This window comes from Chryseobacterium limigenitum, assembly GCF_900114875.1.
Taxonomy (GTDB): domain Bacteria; phylum Bacteroidota; class Bacteroidia; order Flavobacteriales; family Weeksellaceae; genus Chryseobacterium; species Chryseobacterium limigenitum.
On sequence record NZ_FPKW01000003.1, the window covers coordinates 148,685 to 165,358 of the forward strand.

The 16,674-nt window shown below is 34.4% G+C and carries 17 protein-coding genes; 12 read left to right on the plus strand and 5 right to left on the minus strand.

The features are described from left to right. Window positions 1-209 precede the first annotated feature (209 nt). From BT156_RS05650 to BT156_RS05660, 3 genes are all read left to right on the plus strand, one after another. Window positions 210-839, plus strand: coding sequence for a hypothetical protein (locus BT156_RS05650; protein ID WP_139255419.1), 630 nt, complete (start codon window positions 210-212; stop codon window positions 837-839). A gap of 14 nt (window positions 840-853) precedes the next feature. Beyond that, window positions 854-1,600 carry a hypothetical protein gene (locus BT156_RS05655; RefSeq protein WP_072408038.1) on the plus strand — a complete coding sequence of 249 codons (747 nt, stop codon included), beginning with the start codon at window positions 854-856 and terminating at the stop codon, window positions 1,598-1,600. Window positions 1,601-2,101: 501 nt separating this feature from the next. Further along, window positions 2,102-2,473, plus strand: coding sequence for a septal ring lytic transglycosylase RlpA family protein (locus tag BT156_RS05660; protein ID WP_072408040.1), 372 nt, complete (start codon window positions 2,102-2,104; stop codon window positions 2,471-2,473). Window positions 2,474-2,523: 50 nt separating this feature from the next. Here the strand turns inward: BT156_RS05660 and BT156_RS05665 are convergent, their stop codons facing one another. The 4 genes from BT156_RS05665 to BT156_RS05680 form a co-directional block, all read right to left on the minus strand. Next, complete coding sequence (locus BT156_RS05665; RefSeq protein ID WP_072408042.1) at window positions 2,524-3,288, minus strand: exodeoxyribonuclease III; 765 nt, start codon at window positions 3,286-3,288, stop codon at window positions 2,524-2,526. 89 nt (window positions 3,289-3,377) lie between these two features. Continuing rightward, window positions 3,378-4,922 carry a T9SS response regulator signal transducer PorX gene (gene porX, locus BT156_RS05670; RefSeq protein ID WP_072408044.1) on the minus strand — a complete coding sequence of 515 codons (1,545 nt, stop codon included), beginning with the start codon at window positions 4,920-4,922 and terminating at the stop codon, window positions 3,378-3,380. A 198-nt stretch (window positions 4,923-5,120) separates the two neighbouring features. Beyond that, window positions 5,121-5,672: a S41 family peptidase gene (locus BT156_RS05675; protein WP_072408046.1), complete on the minus strand. Its 552-nt coding sequence runs from the start codon at window positions 5,670-5,672 to the stop codon at window positions 5,121-5,123. Between the two features lie 2 nt (window positions 5,673-5,674). Continuing rightward, the gene (locus tag BT156_RS05680; protein ID WP_072408048.1) at window positions 5,675-6,763 is read right to left on the minus strand and encodes a S41 family peptidase; all 1,089 of its coding nucleotides are present in this window, start codon (window positions 6,761-6,763) and stop codon (window positions 5,675-5,677) included. Between the two features lie 280 nt (window positions 6,764-7,043). Between BT156_RS05680 and BT156_RS05685 the strand changes: the two genes are divergently transcribed. The 9 genes from BT156_RS05685 (at window position 7,044) to BT156_RS05725 (ending at window position 15,274) form a co-directional block, all read left to right on the plus strand. After that, window positions 7,044-8,261, plus strand: coding sequence for an HD domain-containing protein (locus BT156_RS05685; protein ID WP_072408050.1), 1,218 nt, complete (start codon window positions 7,044-7,046; stop codon window positions 8,259-8,261). Between the two features lie 80 nt (window positions 8,262-8,341). Beyond that, complete coding sequence (gene lpxD / locus BT156_RS05690) at window positions 8,342-9,373, plus strand: UDP-3-O-(3-hydroxymyristoyl)glucosamine N-acyltransferase (protein ID WP_072408052.1); 1,032 nt, start codon at window positions 8,342-8,344, stop codon at window positions 9,371-9,373. After that, window positions 9,366-10,763, plus strand: a complete 1,398-nt coding sequence (locus tag BT156_RS05695) for a bifunctional UDP-3-O-[3-hydroxymyristoyl] N-acetylglucosamine deacetylase/3-hydroxyacyl-ACP dehydratase (RefSeq protein ID WP_072408054.1) — start codon at window positions 9,366-9,368, stop codon at window positions 10,761-10,763. Before lpxD ends, BT156_RS05695 begins: the two co-directional genes overlap by 8 nt. Further along, window positions 10,764-11,555, plus strand: coding sequence for an acyl-ACP--UDP-N-acetylglucosamine O-acyltransferase (lpxA, locus tag BT156_RS05700; protein WP_072408056.1), 792 nt, complete (start codon window positions 10,764-10,766; stop codon window positions 11,553-11,555). A 27-nt stretch (window positions 11,556-11,582) separates the two neighbouring features. Next, on the plus strand, window positions 11,583-11,918 hold the full coding sequence (locus BT156_RS05705; RefSeq protein WP_228429994.1) for a hypothetical protein: 336 nt from the start codon (window positions 11,583-11,585) through the stop codon (window positions 11,916-11,918). Window positions 11,919-11,934: 16 nt separating this feature from the next. After that, a complete protein-coding gene (gene efp / locus BT156_RS05710) occupies window positions 11,935-12,501 on the plus strand; it encodes an elongation factor P (protein ID WP_072408058.1) in 567 nt (188 codons plus the stop codon). A gap of 220 nt (window positions 12,502-12,721) precedes the next feature. Then, a complete protein-coding gene (locus BT156_RS05715) occupies window positions 12,722-13,624 on the plus strand; it encodes a UDP-3-O-(3-hydroxymyristoyl)glucosamine N-acyltransferase (RefSeq protein ID WP_072408060.1) in 903 nt (300 codons plus the stop codon). 92 nt (window positions 13,625-13,716) lie between these two features. Further along, window positions 13,717-14,589 (plus strand): succinate--CoA ligase subunit alpha, encoded by an 873-nt coding sequence (gene sucD / locus BT156_RS05720; RefSeq protein WP_034710058.1) that lies wholly within the window; start codon window positions 13,717-13,719, stop codon window positions 14,587-14,589. Between the two features lie 16 nt (window positions 14,590-14,605). Continuing rightward, the gene (locus tag BT156_RS05725) at window positions 14,606-15,274 is read left to right on the plus strand and encodes a porin family protein (RefSeq protein ID WP_072408062.1); all 669 of its coding nucleotides are present in this window, start codon (window positions 14,606-14,608) and stop codon (window positions 15,272-15,274) included. An 88-nt stretch (window positions 15,275-15,362) separates the two neighbouring features. On the opposite strand, the gene BT156_RS05730 is transcribed toward BT156_RS05725, so the two are convergent. Then, the gene (locus BT156_RS05730) at window positions 15,363-16,673 is read right to left on the minus strand and encodes an ABC transporter permease (protein ID WP_072408064.1); all 1,311 of its coding nucleotides are present in this window, start codon (window positions 16,671-16,673) and stop codon (window positions 15,363-15,365) included. Window position 16,674: the final 1 nt, after the last annotated feature.

Below are 16,674 nucleotides of genomic sequence, written 5' to 3' on the forward strand. Positions count from 1 at the left end.
TTACTGAACGTTAGATATTTAAAACTAAGTCGAAAATGAAACAGTTTTTGAGGATATAATCCTTATAATTTGTTTCGGTTTCTATTTGTTAAGGCACAAACTGGGCTGAGTTGTCCCATTTTGAATAAATATCATTGATGAAAAATGTAATTTAAAATCTTTAAAAACTTATGAAAAAAATTTTATTAACAGCGACTGTACTTGCATGCATGACAGCGCTTACTAAAGCTCAACAGGGGCGTGTAGGTATCAACACAACTACACCTGCCGCTACTTTAGATGTTACAGCTAGCACAGATCCCGCTAGACCTGATGCGCTTTTAGTCCCTCGTATGTCAAGAGCTGAATTGGAAGCTAAAAATGCTGCTTATGGCAATGGAACTTTAGCAACCAACCAAAATGGTGCTCTTGTATTTGTTAATGCTATAGATGGTGCAGGAACTGGAAAAACAGTGAATGTAACTGCGACTGGATTCTATTATTATGATGCACCAAATTCTGTTTGGGTTGCTGTAGGTGGTGGAGCTGCCGCACCTGCTCAAAGGTATGAAGGTACTAGAGGTAATGTTACGATTTTGTCAACAACTGCTGCTTATACTGCACTTGCAAGTGATTTCTTTATCATTACAAAAGCTGGTGGTGGTTTCAATATCAATCTACCGAATGCGGCAGGTAACGTTGGTAGAATGATTTATGTGGCTAATAATAATACTGCAGCAGGAACTGTAGTTGTTCAATCTGAAGGAGGCAATACTCTTCTATCAGGTAGTTTAGCTCAAAACAGATCTAAGGCTTTTATCAGTGATGGTACTGCGTGGGTGGCTATTTCGTTTAATTAATAAAAACATAAAAAATGAAAAAATTTAGTATTTATATAGTTCTGCTAACATCTTTATCATTAACAAAGATTTCAGCTCAAGTAAACTCAAATCAAGTTATTCAAAATAATGTTGCTGATTCAAATGCATTTTTAGATGCCAGTACAAACTTTAATACATCTGCATCTTCATCAAACAGTATAGGAAAAGGTTTAGTTTATCCTGATACAGATTTGACACTTTTCAGATTTGATACAACAGCTGCTGATGGTATTACATTCCCTTCTTATTTTGATGGAATGTTAGTCTATAATACTGCTACTTCAGGATCTACTGCAGATCCTTTATTGACCACTCAAACTACTGGTTTGACGGCTGGGTTCTATTACTTCTCTAATCCAAATGGCGCTGTTAACGGATCTGTTACTGCGGGTAGATGGGTACCAGTTGGATCTAGTCCAAAGTTCAATGTAAGCACTACAGAAGTTGCTACTAATACATTAGTAAATAACAATCCTGTTTACGCTAAAAAAGGAAGATTTGTAGCAAGTGGTACTTCTACTGCACCTACATCTTATCTTGATGGAGCTATTACAGTTCCTGCTAGTGGAACGGCTGGTATTTACAGAGTAACAGTTTTCAAAGCTGGTACAGGAAGTGTTTTTGCTAACGGAGTTTATTCTTATGATATTACTAACGGTAACCTTATTACAGGTTCTCCTAGTATGTCTGTAGTTTATCCTGCCGGAACATATGATTATGTTGTAGAATATACTAAATAAGGTATATCTATATTCTAAATATAAAACCAATGAGTTATCTCATTGGTTTTTTTGTTTTCAATTAATTATTTAAAGCTTTATATTATTACATAAAGTTAAATGTAGATAATATGTTAAGTTTTTTCTTTATAGAAAAACTTTTCGTTATTATGTAGAATATTTTAATGAAAAGATTTCTGCATTCTAAATGAAAAATGAGAAGATATTTTTATTGATTTTTTTAATAGATTTATTAAAACTTGCTAAAAATTTTAAAATATTGATTTTCAGTGACTTTTAATTTTTTCTTTTTTAAATTATGCCTTGATTAGTTAATTTTGTTAACTTTTTAACTCTATTTTTAACACTTTTTAACAATGTGCTCTAATAAGCCTGTTAATAGGGAGTTACAGAGGTCGTTGGGATAGAATTGGGTTTTCGTTAACGTTTTTTAACATTTCGACTGTGGACTTTACCATATTCATGATACATTTGCTGAGTCAAAACCAATAAAATTTCAAGATGATGAAAAGATTCATTCTCGTAATCATAATGATGATTTCAACCTTTGGTGTTTATTCTTTCAAGAATAATGCCACAGATGCGAAGAAAACAAGTTATGCATCGTACTACCACGATAAATTTAACGGTAGAAAAACGGCCAGCGGAGAAATCTTTGATAATTCAAAGCTTACTGCAGCTAATAGAACGCTTCCTTTTGGTACAACTATTAAAGTAACCAATCTGAACAATGGAAAAGAGGTAATAGTGAAGATTAATGATAGAGGACCTTTCCATTCATCAAGAGCTTTAGATATGTCTAAAGCCGCGTTCGAAGAAATCGGAGATGCCGGTCGCGGTACGATTCCGGTGGAATATGAAATTGTCGATTAACATTTATGATTAAATTGCAAAGCCAGCTGAATAAGCTGGCTTTTATTTTTTTATATATTAATTTCTACTAAAGCAGGGCAGTGATCCGAATGCACCGCTTCTTTTAAAATAACGGCTCTGGAAAGCTTTTCTTTTAATGAATAAGATGCAAAGTTATAATCCAGTCTCCAGCCTTTATTATTGGCTCTGGAATTCTGTCTGTAACTCCACCAAGTGTAATTGTCGGGCTCATTATTAAAAAACCTGAAACTGTCTATCAATTCACATTCCTCGATAAAACTGGTCATCCATTCTTTTTCCATTGGTAAAAAGCCGGAAGTGTTTTTTAGGCCAACAGGATTGTGAATATCAATGGCTTCATGACAGATATTAAAGTCTCCCGAAATAATAAGATTAGGAATAGTTTTTTTTAATTCTTTAATGTAAGCTAAAAAATCATGACAAAACTGCATTTTAAATTCAAGCCTTTCAATATTCGAAGCAGATGGTACATATACAGAAATTGCAGAGAAGCCATCAAAGTCTGCGCGGATAATTCTTCCTTCATTATCATAGCTTTCAATACCGCAGCCATATTCTATATGATTGGGTTTTATTTTTGAAGCGATTCCGACGCCACTGTAACCTTTTCTCACGGCAGAATGCCAATAACTATGATAGCCTAATTTTTCAAGGCTTTCGATGTCTATTTGATCGTTTCCTGCTTTACTCTCCTGGATGCAGATGATATCCGGGTCAGCAGTTTTCAGCCAGCCAAGAAAATCTTTGGTAAAAGCAGCTCTGATTCCGTTTACGTTGTAAGTAATTAATCTCATGTTTCAAAAATATAAAAAAGAAGCGGAAAAAATCTATTGATTTTTTCCGCTTCCCATATTACCCAAACTTAAATAAACTATGAAAAAAACTATTTGGGTTCTAAAATACTTATCGGAATAATACATTCTTCCAATGATATTCCGCCGTGTTGGTAGGTTTCTTTATAATAATTCACAAAGTGATTATAATTTTTAGGATAAGCCAGGAAAATATTATTCTTAGCGAAAATATATTTAGAGCTTAAATTTCCTTTTGGTAAAAATAACTTCTCAGGATTTGTAATCGCCCACACGTCCCTGTCGTCGTAGGTTAAACTTTTACCTGTTTTATAACGGATATTAGTAGATGTTTCTCTGTCACCCACAACTTTACTGGGTTTTTTAACGTAAACTGTTCCGTGATCGGTTGTGATGACCAATTTGTAACCGCTTTCAGCAGCCAGTTTGATGATTTTTATTAAAGATGAATTTTCAAACCAGTTCGATGTTAAAGAACGGAAAGTTTTATCATCACGAATCAATTGGTCAACAATATGATTGTCTGTTTTTGCGTGGGAAAGAATATCAATAAAGTTATAAACGATCACCAAAAGATCATTGTTTTTGTGCTGATTGAAATCATCGTAAATTTTTCTTTCAAAATCGGCATTCAAAACTTTTAAATATTTCATTGATTTAGAGCCTAAACCAATTCTCTTCATTTGATCTTCTAAGAAATCACGCTCAAATTCGTTCTTGTTTCCGTCTTCATTATCATTGAACCATTTTTCAGGGAAACGTTTTTCGATCTCAGAAGGCATTAAACCTGCGAAGAAAGAATTTCTGGCATACTGTGTAGCTGTCGGAAGAATACTGTAATAATAATCTTCTGAAACTTTATTGTAATATTTAGTGAATAAAGGTTCAATTACTTTCCACTGATCATAACGAAGGTTATCAACCATCAGTAAAAGAACTTTTTCTTTTTCTACTTCCGGTTTTATTTTTTCTTTGAAAAGGGTGTGGCTCATTAATGGTTTTTCATTTCCATTCAGCCAATCTTCGTAGTTATTCTCAATAAATTTAGCAAACTGAATATTGGCTTCTTCTTTTTGAGACTGTAAAAGATCTGCAAACTCATTATCTGCAACTTTATCAAACTTAATTTCCCAACTAAGGATTTTTTTGTAATATTCAGCCCAATCCTGATACGTTCTTAAATAAGAAAGTTCCATAGAAAGGTTTCTGAATTCCTGCTGATATTGTAAAATTGTCTTTTGCTCAACAAGATTGTCTTCCTGAAGATTTTTCTTTAATGACAATAAGATCTGATTAGGATTTACAGGCTTCAGAATATAATCTGCGATTTGTGAACCAATGGCTTCTTCCATAATATGTTCCTCTTCGCTTTTTGTAACCATCACTATTTTCAGAGAACTATCTCTTTGTTTGATCATAGGAATAGCCTCAAGCCCGGAAATTCCAGGCATATTTTCATCTATTAAAGTAAGTGCAAATTTTTCCGAATCTATTAATTCTAATGCCTCATTTACATTATTTACAGGGGTTACGTGGTAACCTTTTTTCTCTAAAAAAACGATATGAGGTCTAAGTAAATCTATTTCATCATCTATCCATAATATCTTTTCCGACATAATAATTTAATTTTTCAGGGTTAGTATATCAAAATTGCGACCAAAAGCTCGTAAAATCTACGAAAATAAAGACTTTAAAAGTTAAATCTTAGTTAAAAATTTTGATGCGTTTTCATTGTAATAATCGACTATGAAGATAACGCATTTGCGTGATAAATAGTATGCTTTTTAATGAAAAATCAATAGATGCTTTTATCATCATTTTGCTTGAGTTTTTATATATTCCAAAGCTCTTTCCAAAACTTCGTCTTTTCCTTCTTTAATGCCTTTTACGGTAGGTTTTATAATAATATCAGGGATAATTCCTATTCGCTGGGTTTCTCTTCCGTCAGGATAATAGGCGCCCAATCCGGTAAAACTCGTCTCCAGATCCGCAATGTTGAATCTTATGATATCTCCATTGGCTCCGGAAGTGTTACTTCCAATAATTTTTGCCTTGGGATGTTGTTTAAACATCATAGTCGTGGTTTCGGCTTGGCTTTGGGTATTTTCATCAACCAAAACCACCACATTTCCTTTATAATAAGCATCGTTTTTTCGGCCAATGCTATTTTTTCGGCTGTAAAATTTGCTCAAATAATGGGTTTCAGGAAAATTGAACTGATAATAAATAGTATTTTCTGGAAGTAATAATTTGCTTAAAGGTAAGATCGTCTGTTTTGGATAATTTCTGAGATCAAAAATAATGGATTCTGTTTCCTTCAGATTTTTATACATCTCATCCAGGTCTTTCCTTTCAATAATTCCCATGTTTACATAGCCGATTTTTCTTTCATCATCAACAAACTCCCATTTTTCCGGTGTCGCAGTTTTTCATTGATAATATCTTTGAGCAGATATGCTTTTGCTTTAATAGCTAAATTCTGTCCGTTTCGTTCAAGTCTAAGAGCAATTGAATCATTATTGGTAAAGAGAAAAAGATTTTTTACCTTTTTAATTTTCCCCCAAGAATTCGAAGCCGGAATATATTTTCCAAAACTATTGACCATTTGTGGAATCGTTTTTCCGTTAACATCATAAATTACATCATCGATTTTCAACGGATTTTCTTCACTAAATTTGTTGGAATTAATTTTAGTAACAATCAATTTTCCTTCTGCATAACTATATTCAACAGGAATTTTTCTTCTCCCATATTGATGTAAACTAATGAATGGTGAAAACAGAAAAGCATGAGAATCATCTGTTTTGGTAACCAGTTCGGCTAATGTTAAATGATAAGTTTCATCATTATTAATCTTGATAAATTTCGGAATCATCTCTGTTAAAACATCATTCCAGTTTTGATCTGTTTTATATTTGTAAGGGAAAAAATATTCTACATAATTCCAATATCTGAATAATTCTAAAAGGCTGATTTCTTTAGAGGTAAATTTTGATCCATAAGAATTTTCGTTTCTGAAAAATACTTTTCTTCCACCGAGCCCGAAATAATAATTGTCGCCAATGTTTCTATTATCCTGAATATAATTGAGTTTCTGGGTTGTATTTTCTGAAAAGATATTCTGATTATTGATCCAGTTGAGATCAAAGTTTTTCAAGAAATAGATTTTATTATCCTCTTTTTTACATTGCTCACAAGTTTCAACTTTCCCAAGACTGTCTATCCAGTTAGAATAAAATTCATTCAATTGACTTTTATCGTTGATTTTTTCAATTTCATTTAATTTCTGGAAAAGCTGATTATCCCAATCGAGATTTCCTTTTGCAACATTTGGATGATAATATTTTAAGAATCCCCAGACTTTACAAAGGGATTCCAATTTTTGAGTCTCAGATAATTTTTGTGCCGAAAAATTGATACTTAAAAAGATGATGATAAAAAGTGAGAACTTTCTCATGAAAGGGTGTTCGAATTTATATCAAAGATAATTTTTAAACACAAATGGCACAAGTTTTTTCACAAATGATATAGAGCTTTGTATCAATAGGAGCGGGCTTTAGCCCGCTTAGTAAAAATAGTCCCAATCTATTGACTTTAGCCAAAACTTAACTTTTTTAATTAGTGTTATTCGTGAAAAAGTTTGTGCTATTTGTGTTTAAGCCGGAAGTTTTTAATACTAATTTAATCAACCCTAAAATTTAAAATCCCTAAATTTGTGTACAAATACTGACATTTCAATGCAGAATAAGCTTAAAATCATCAATGATCCTGTTCACGGATTCATCAAAATTCCTCACGAAATTTTATTCGACATCATCGAACATCCCTATTTTCAAAGGCTGAGAAGGATTTCCCAGACCGGGCTTTTAACTTTAATTTTTCCGGGTGCTACCCATACAAGATTTCATCATGCTTTGGGTGCAATGCATTTGATGTTTACGGCTTTGGAGACTTTAAAACAAAAAGGAGTTAAAATTTCTGATGAAGAAGAAAAAGGAGCAATGTTGGCAATTTTAATGCATGATATTGGTCACGGACCGTTTTCTCACGCGTTAGAAAGTATGCTGATGGACGACTGGCATCACGAAAATCTTTCATTATTATTGATGAATCGATTAAATGTTGAGTTTAATGGCCAACTTAATGTTGCTATTGAAATGTTTCAGGGGAAATATCATAGAAAATTTTTCAATCAGCTTATTTCTTCTCAGTTGGATGTTGACAGATTGGATTATTTGAAGAGAGATAGCTTTTTCACAGGAGTTTCAGAGGGAAATATCAATACACAAAGGATTATTTCGATGATGAACGTTTGCGAAGAAGGCGAATTGGTGATTGATGCGAAAGGAATTTATTCTATTGAAAATTTTTTGACAGCAAGAATGTTCATGTATTGGCAGGTATATTATCATAAAACTTCGGCTTTGGCTGAGTTTCTTTTGGTTAAAATCTTAGAAAGAGCAAAATATTTGGTTTCTCAAGGAATTAATTTGCCTGCGACAGAAAATTTGAAATATTTTTTATACCGCGGAAAAAGCTCAGCAACCGATGAAGACGTTGAAAGATTCACTCAAATGGATGATAATGACGTTATTCAGGCGATGAAATCCTGGCAGAATTCTGATGATATTATTCTTTCTTATTGGTGTAAATGTGTGATACAGAGAAACCTGCCTAAAACAATTATCTCTTCTCATCCGTTTGATCCGAAATTTATTGAAGAAAAAATAAAAAACACCAACGAATTTTTCGGAATTCATAACGGTGAAGATCTAGTACACGAGATCAAGAGAAAATTGTTGCCTTATGACACAGAAAAGCAGCCAATTTATTTATTGCAGAAAAGTGGAGTGAAATTAAGACTCGACGAGTCGGAAGACCAGCTTTTATCGGGGTTAATCGTAAATAAGACCACAAGATATATCCTTACTTTTCCGCGAGATATTTCTAACTGATTTCTTAAATAATATTAAAATTCACTATCCTAAAACTAAAAAATGTTTGCGAATTATAGAATTTCTTATCTTTGCAGAATATGGAATTTACAGCTTCGCAAATTGCAAGTTTTATTGACGGAAAAATAATAGGTGACGAACACGCACGTATTACTGGAGTTTCACCAATTGAGAATGGGGAATCAGGACATCTTTCTTTTGTAGCACAAGAGAGATTTTCCCACTATTTGGACACTTCACGATGCTCCGTTCTTATCGTTTCTGAAAATATTATAACTAAAGATAATTATAATCCTACCATCATTGCCGTAAAAGATGCTTATCTTGCCTTTCAGGTTTTAATGAACCTTTATCAGGAAATGCAGGGGAGGAAAGAAGGAGTCGAAGATGGCTCTTCTATTCATGAAACAGCTGTTATTGGCGAAAAAGCCTATATCGGTGCGTTTACCTACATCTCAGATAAAGCAAAAATTGGTGAAGGTTCACAAATTTATCCTCATGTTTACATTGGTAAAGGTGTAAAAATTGGTAAAAACTGTAAAATAGACAGTGGTGCCAGAATTTACGATTACTGTATCGTTGGAGATAATTGTGTGATTCATTCCAATACGGTGATTGGCGGAGATGGATTTGGTTTTCAGCCTACTCCTGATGGATTCAAAAAAATCCCTCAATTAGGTAATGTAATTATCGAAGATGATGTTGAAATCGGTTCTAACTGTAGTATCGACAGAGCTACCATCGGATCTACCGTTATCGGAAAAGGAACCAAGATAGATAACCTTATCCAGATAGCTCACAATGTAAAAATTGGACAAAACAATGTAATTGCGGCACAAGCAGGAATTGCAGGTTCTACCACTATTGGCAACTGGAACCAGATTGGAGGTCAGGTGGGGATCGTAGGACATATTAAAATAGGAGATCAGGTGAAAATTCAGGCTCAGAGTGGCGTGAATTCTAGTGTGAATAATAGAGAAACTGTATACGGATCACCTGCGATAAGTTATAATGATTACCTTAGAAGCTATGTACATTTCAGGAATTTACCTGAAATTGTAAAACGAATAAATAATCTTGAGAATACCTCAAAAGATCATACTAATGAGTGATATGCAAAAAACACTTCAGGAAGAGGTAACACTTTCCGGAATTGGCCTTCATACTGGTAAAGAAGTAAAATTGACCATAAAACCTGCTAAAGAAAATACAGGTTTCGTTTTTGTGAGAACAGATTTAGAGGGTCATCCTCAGGTCGAAGCTGATGTAAACTATGTTGTAGCGACAGAAAGAGGAACGACATTAGAAAAATTAGGAGTTAAAATTAACACTTGTGAACATCTTTTAGCAGCCTTAGTTGGTTGTGATATAGATAACGCAATGCTGGAAATGGATGCTTCTGAACCTCCAATCTTAGACGGTTCTTCAAAGTTTTTTGTAGAAGCAATCGAAAGTGTAGGAATCGTAGAACAAGGTATTGCCAGAGAGTATTTGGTAGTAAAAGAAGTTCTTAGCTATAGCGATCCTGCAACGGGTTCAGAAATTACAATTATTCCTTCAGATAATTACGAAATTACTACAATGGTAGATTTTGGGACTAAAGTTTTAGGTACTCAAAACGCTACTCTTAAAAATATTTCTGAGTTTAAAGAAGAGATTTCATCTGCTAGAACGTTCAGCTTTTTACATGAATTAGAAATGCTTTTAGATCATGGTTTGATCAAAGGTGGAGATATTTCTAACGCGATCGTTTATGTAGACAAAGATCTTACTCCTGAAACTACAGAAAAACTAAAGAAAGCTTTTGGTAAAGACAAAGTGTCTATCAGACCAAATGGTATTCTTGATAATCTTACTTTAAATTATCCTAACGAAGCTGCAAGACACAAGTTACTTGATGTAATTGGTGATTTGGCTTTGGCTGGAGTAAAAATTAAAGGAAAAGTTATTGCTAACAAACCAGGACATTTTGTAAATACTCAATTTGCTAAAAAATTGAACCGTCAGTGGAAATTACAGAAGAAAAAAAATGTTCCTGATTTTGATTTAACGAAAGAACCTGTGTTCGACATCAACGGAATTATGAAGTTGATGCCCCACAGACCACCATTCTTATTGATTGATAAGATCTTAGAATTGTCAGATTCTCACGTAGTAGGATTGAAAAATGTTACAATGAACGAACCTTTCTTCGTTGGACATTTCCCTAAAGAGCCTGTAATGCCGGGAGTTTTACAAGTTGAAGCGTTGGCGCAGACAGGTGGTATCTTGGTATTGGCAAGCGTTCCGGATCCTGAAAATTACTCTACCTATTTCATTAAAATTGATAAAGTAAAATTCAAGAGAAAAGTAGTTCCGGGTGATACTATGATTTTCAAAATTGAATTGATAGAGCCTATCAGAAGAGGTATTGTTCATATGCAGGGATACGGATATGTGGGAGATACTGTAGCAGTAGAAGCAGAATTAATGGCTCAAGTTGCAAAAAATAAAGTTGATTAAATGATTCATCAATTAGCAGCCGTTGATAAACGCGCAAAAATCAGCAAAAATGTTATTGTAGAACCATTTACTACAATAGCAGGGGATGTAGAAATCGGAGAAGGAACTTGGATTGGCCCTAATGTTACCATCATGGATGGGGCAAGAATAGGTAAAAACTGTAGAATATTTCCCGGAACGGTAATTTCTGCGATCCCTCAGGATTTAAAATTTGATGGTGAAGATACTCAGGTAATTATCGGAGACGAAACTACAATCAGAGAGTGTGTAACGGTAAACAGAGGCACAAAAGCCCTTGGATTTACCAAAATTGGTAAAAACTGCCTTATCATGGCAACTTCCCATATTGCGCACGACTGCGTTATCGGAGATCACGTTATCATTGTGAACGGTTGCGGTATTGCAGGGCACGTAGAAATCGGAGACTATACCGTAATGGGAGGTCTTAGTGCTGTGCATCAATTTGGTAAAATCGGTAAACATGTGATGATTTCCGGTGGAACATTGGTAAGAAAAGATATTCCGCCTTATGTAAAGGTTGCGAGGGAGCCGATGTCTTACGCTGGAATCAACTCAGTAGGTTTGAGAAGAAGAGGATTTACCAACGAGAAAATTTTCGAAATTCAAAAGATCTACAGAACTATTTTCCAAATGAAAATGAACGTTTCTCAGGCTGTAACTTACATCGAAAAAGAAATGCTTCCAACAGCTGAAAGAGATGAGATCCTTCAGTTTATCCAAAACTCTCCTCGAGGTATCGTTAAAGGATACGGAACGGGAAAAGAAAGCTAGATCATTAAACACAAAAGAAATACACAGATGAAAAATTTAATTTTATTTATGATAGTTTCTTCAATATCTATGCTTTACGGACAGGAAACGGAAGGATATGTAACGCAAAAACCAACTAAAACTTCAATCCTGGAGAGGAAACTTCCAGAGAAGTCTAATGATAGTATTGCTAAAAAGAATTTAAATGATGTTCTGAAACAGAATACAAGCAGTACTTCAATTTTTGGAACTGCAAATCAATATAATTCTGAGGTTCAGACGAATGTAAAAAGACTGCAAAATAGTGTGAATACATTTAATAATAATACATTTAGTAGAATGATGCCTGAAGGGCAGGGAATACAATTAAATAAAAGAAAATAAATAGATATAAAAATTAATGGCAACAAGTAACGATATAAGAAAAGGACTTTGCATCGAATTTAGCAATGATATTTTTAAAGTAGTTGAATTTATGCACGTAAAGCCGGGAAAAGGACCAGCTTTCGTTAGAACAAAACTGAAATCAGTAACTAACGGAAAAGTATTGGATAATACGTTTTCTGCAGGTCACAAAATTGATGAGGTGAAAGTAATTACAAGAAAATTCCAATATCTTTACGATGATGAGAATGGTTTCCACTTCATGAATAATGATGATTTCTCTCAGCTTTATCTTGATAAAGAAATGATCGAGAACTCTAATCTGATGAAAGCAGGTGAAGAAGTTACCATCATTTTAAAGGAAGCTGATGAGACGCCTTTGTCGGCAGAACTTCCCCAGTCTGTTTACCTGGAAGTAATCGAAGCTGATCCGGGAGTAAAAGGAAATACAGCTACCAACGCTCTTAAAAACGCTATCGTTGAAACAGGAGCAAGAGTAATGGTTCCTCTGTTCATTGAAGCAGGAGACAAAATCAAAGTGAGTACAGAAGATGGTTCTTACTTAGAAAGAGTAAAAGAATAATTATTCAAAATAACAGGAAGCTGGAAGTATAACAACTTTCAGCTTTCATTTTTTATGGCAGCTATTTCCGCCTTCCGCTCCCAATCTTTTTTGGCCATTGCTTTTTCCATGCTAAAAAAGGATTTCCGCTCAAGTCGGGCTGCAATCTAAACTTGAAAACAAACCTTGTCAGGGGTTCAAACGTCGACAAGGTTATAAAATTTAAACATCATTTAAAAATATGACGTTTCATCAACCACAAAAGCTTAAAACAATAGCTGATTTAATCGGGGCAAAATTCATCGGTTCTGAAGACTTTCAAGTGTTGGGAACTAATGAAATTCACATGGTAAAACAAGGCGAGATCGTTTTTGTTAACCATCCAAAATACTACGATAAAGCTTTGAATTCAGCGGCAACAATCATTTTAATTGATAAAGAAGTTGAATGTCCGGAAGGTAAAGCACTGTTGGTTTCCGAAGATCCTTTCGGAGATTTTAATAAGATTAACACTCATTTTACGAGAATATATAATTTCACAGAAGAACTTCATGATGTTGAAATAGGCGAGGGTACAAAAATCCATTCTTCAGCAGTGATCGGCAATAATGTGATTATTGGAAAAAATACACTTATTTTTCCTAATGTTGTCATTGGTGACAGAACTGTGATTGGTGACAATGTAATTATTCAATCAAACACCGTTTTAGGAGGTGATGCTTTTTATTACAGAAAATTAAACGGAAATTTTGACCGTCTGATTTCTGTAGGAAATGTTGTCATCGAAAACAATGTAGAAATCGGAAACGGCTGTACAATCGACCGTGGTGTTACAGATTCTACGGTTATTGGAGAAGGTTCTGTGTTGGATAATCAAATCCAGATCGGTCATGATACCGTGATCGGAAAAAAATGCTTAATTGCTTCACAAGTCGGAATCGCAGGATGTTGTGTAATAGGAGATGAGGTAACATTATGGGGGCAAGTTGGTATTGCTTCCGGTAATAAAATTGCCAACGGATCTGTAATTCTCGGAAAAACCGGAGTCAACAGAGATCTTGAAAAAGGCACTTATATCGGGATGTTTGCAGAAGATTTTAAAACATATTTGAAAAAAGAAGTAAAACTGAGAAATCTCAAATAAACAATTCTTAAGGTTTTATCTAAAATCAAAGAAAATTAAGTAAATTTGTGAGCATTAATAAGAAAATAAAAATAAATTAAAACAACAATAAAATGTCAATTTTAGTAAACAAAGATTCTAAAGTAATTGTACAAGGATTTACAGGTAACGAAGGTACTTTCCACGCAGGTCAGATGATTGAATACGGAACAAACGTAGTAGGTGGTGTTACTCCAGGAAAAGGAGGTAGCGAGCACTTAGGAAAGCCTGTATTCAACACTGTTGCTGATGCTGTTGAAAAAGCTGGAGCAAACGTGAGTATCATTTTTGTACCGCCTGCATTTGCTGCAGATGCTATCATGGAAGCTGCTGAAGCTGGAATTAAAGTGATCGTATGTATTACTGAAGGTATTCCTGTAGCAGACATGGTAAAAGTGAAATCTTACATCGCAGACAGAGATTGCAGATTGATCGGGCCAAACTGTCCGGGAATCATTACTTCTGAAGAAGCTAAAATTGGTATTATGCCAGGTTTCGTTTTCAAAAAAGGAAAAGTAGGTATCGTTTCTAAATCAGGAACTCTTACTTATGAAGCTGCTGACCAAGTTGTAAAAGCTGGTTTCGGTGTTTCTACTGCTATCGGTATTGGTGGTGACCCAATCATTGGAACTACTACTAGAGAAGCATTAGAATTGTTCATCAACGATCCTGAAACTGAAGCTGTTGTTATGATCGGTGAGATCGGTGGTGGTCTTGAGGCTGAAGCTGCAAGATGGTACAAAGCTAGTGGATCTACAAAGCCGGTTGTAGGATTTATCGCTGGGCAAACTGCTCCTAAAGGAAGAACTATGGGGCACGCTGGTGCTATCGTAGGTGGTGATGAAGACACTGCTCAGGCAAAAATGCAGATCATGAGAGAAAACGGGATCAACGTTGTAGATTCTCCTGCTGATATCGGTGCAACTGTAGCGAAAATTTTAGCTTAATTATAAAACCCAACATATGAAAAAACTTTTATTAGCCTCGGCTTTGGTACTTTCTACTTTATCTTTCGCCCAGATTGATTTCAGTAGTACAAGATTTGGTATTACTGCAGGAGGTAACTACTCGGGAGTGAAGAATGCCCATAATCCTTCAGGAAAAAGATTTACGATGCAAGCAGGTGTTGTAGCTTTAATTCCTATGGGAAAAGAAAACCAGTTTTTCTTACAGCCTGAGGTTTTATACTACGGAGCTGGAGAAACCGGAAAAGATAAGGATGGTAAGGGAAGGGATGGTTATGACGCTGTTTATGCAAATAATTATATCAGTGTTCCTATTTATTTCAAAGGGTATTTTTCAGAAGCTGAATCAGAATTCTTTGCTATGGCAGGACCTAGATTTAATTTTTTAATTAGTCAGAAAGTTAAAAACGCTCCGGTATCAAGACCTTACTATGATCCGGATGTTACTGTTCCTAGTCTTCCTGGAGTAAACGGTAAAGCAGCTAGCTTTAACTTTGGTGTAGGAATTGGTGTAGGATATAGCTACAAAAGACAGTTAGAATTTGCTTTAAATTATGACTTTGGTATTTCTAATACCTATCCAGGTCTTAAGAACGAGCCATTCGGCAGTACAAAAGGTAAATCTGAACAAGTTCTTAGTGCTAAAATAACCTATATCTTTGAATAAAAAGATTTCATAAGAAACATAAAAAAATCCCGGGAATTTTAATTCTCGGGATTTTTGTTTTATAATTTTTAATGTTCAGATGATGATTTTATCCTCTTACCCATTTCCAAAGCTCTTTCAAAGTAGCCTTATTTCCATACATTAAAATTCCTACTCTGTATATTTTTCCTGCAAGGAATATCATGAAAATCGTTGTTCCCAGCAATAATACAATCGACAATGCCAATTGCCATATAGGAACTCCAAAAGGAATTCGCGCAATCATTGCAACAGGTGATGTGAAAGGAATTATGGATAACCAAAAGCCTAAGGGACCATCAGGATTATTCATCAATGAAAAACTTCCGTACATTCCCAAGGTTAATGGTAAAATTGCGAATAAGGTAAATTGTTGAGTCTCCGTTTCATTATCAACCGCTGAACCAATGGCAGCATAAATCGAGCTGTAAAAGATATATCCCAAAAGAAAATAAATAATAAATACACCGATAATTAAAGGAAAATTAAGTTCCAATAGACTGTGAGAAACCTGAGTTGCAATCTGAGCAACATCCAGTTTGCTCATCATTTCTTCATTTCCGCCGGGAATATTTTTTTGTATTGAATTAAAACCTGTATTTAAAACCAACGCGCCAATAACCGACATCGTGATCCAGATAATAAACTGAGTCAAAGCAACCATTGTTACGCCCAAAATTTTACCCATCATCAGTTCAAAAGGCTTCACAGAAGAGATAATAATTTCTACAACACGGTTGTTTTTCTCCTCCAAAACACTTCTCATTACTCTCACACCATAAATCAGGATAAACATGAAGGTAACGTACATTAAAACCATGCTCAATCCCGTTTTCACGCCAAAGCTAAGATCAGAATCTTCCTTATTATTTTCAGAAACATTAATTGTTTTTAAAGTAAAACCTTTATCAAGATTATCCAATTGAGTTTCTGCAATTCCTAATTGTTTGATCTTTTCTTTTTTGATGACGTTCGTGATATCAGAAATGATTCTCTGTTTTGTATCAAATCCAATTTTAGAATTAATAACTAATCTTGAATTTTTCTCAAGATCATCATAATTTTTATCATGCAATTCCGGTAAGATCAAAATTCCGTCTAAAGATTCATTTCCTTTTAAGTTATTGATCTTTGATTTTTCATCAGCCGCAGAAACAAAAACATAATTAAGTTTATCGTTTGATTTTAACTGATCTTTAAATAATCCGCTTTTATCAACAACTTCAATAATGCTGTGCGACTCATTAGCTTTAAACATTAATCCGATAACTGCCCCAAAAGCAATGATCATAATGGGAGCCAATAAAGTTAATATAATGAAGGATTTTTTCTTAACCTGCGTAAGAAATTCCCTTTTTGTAATTAAAAAAATATTATTCATA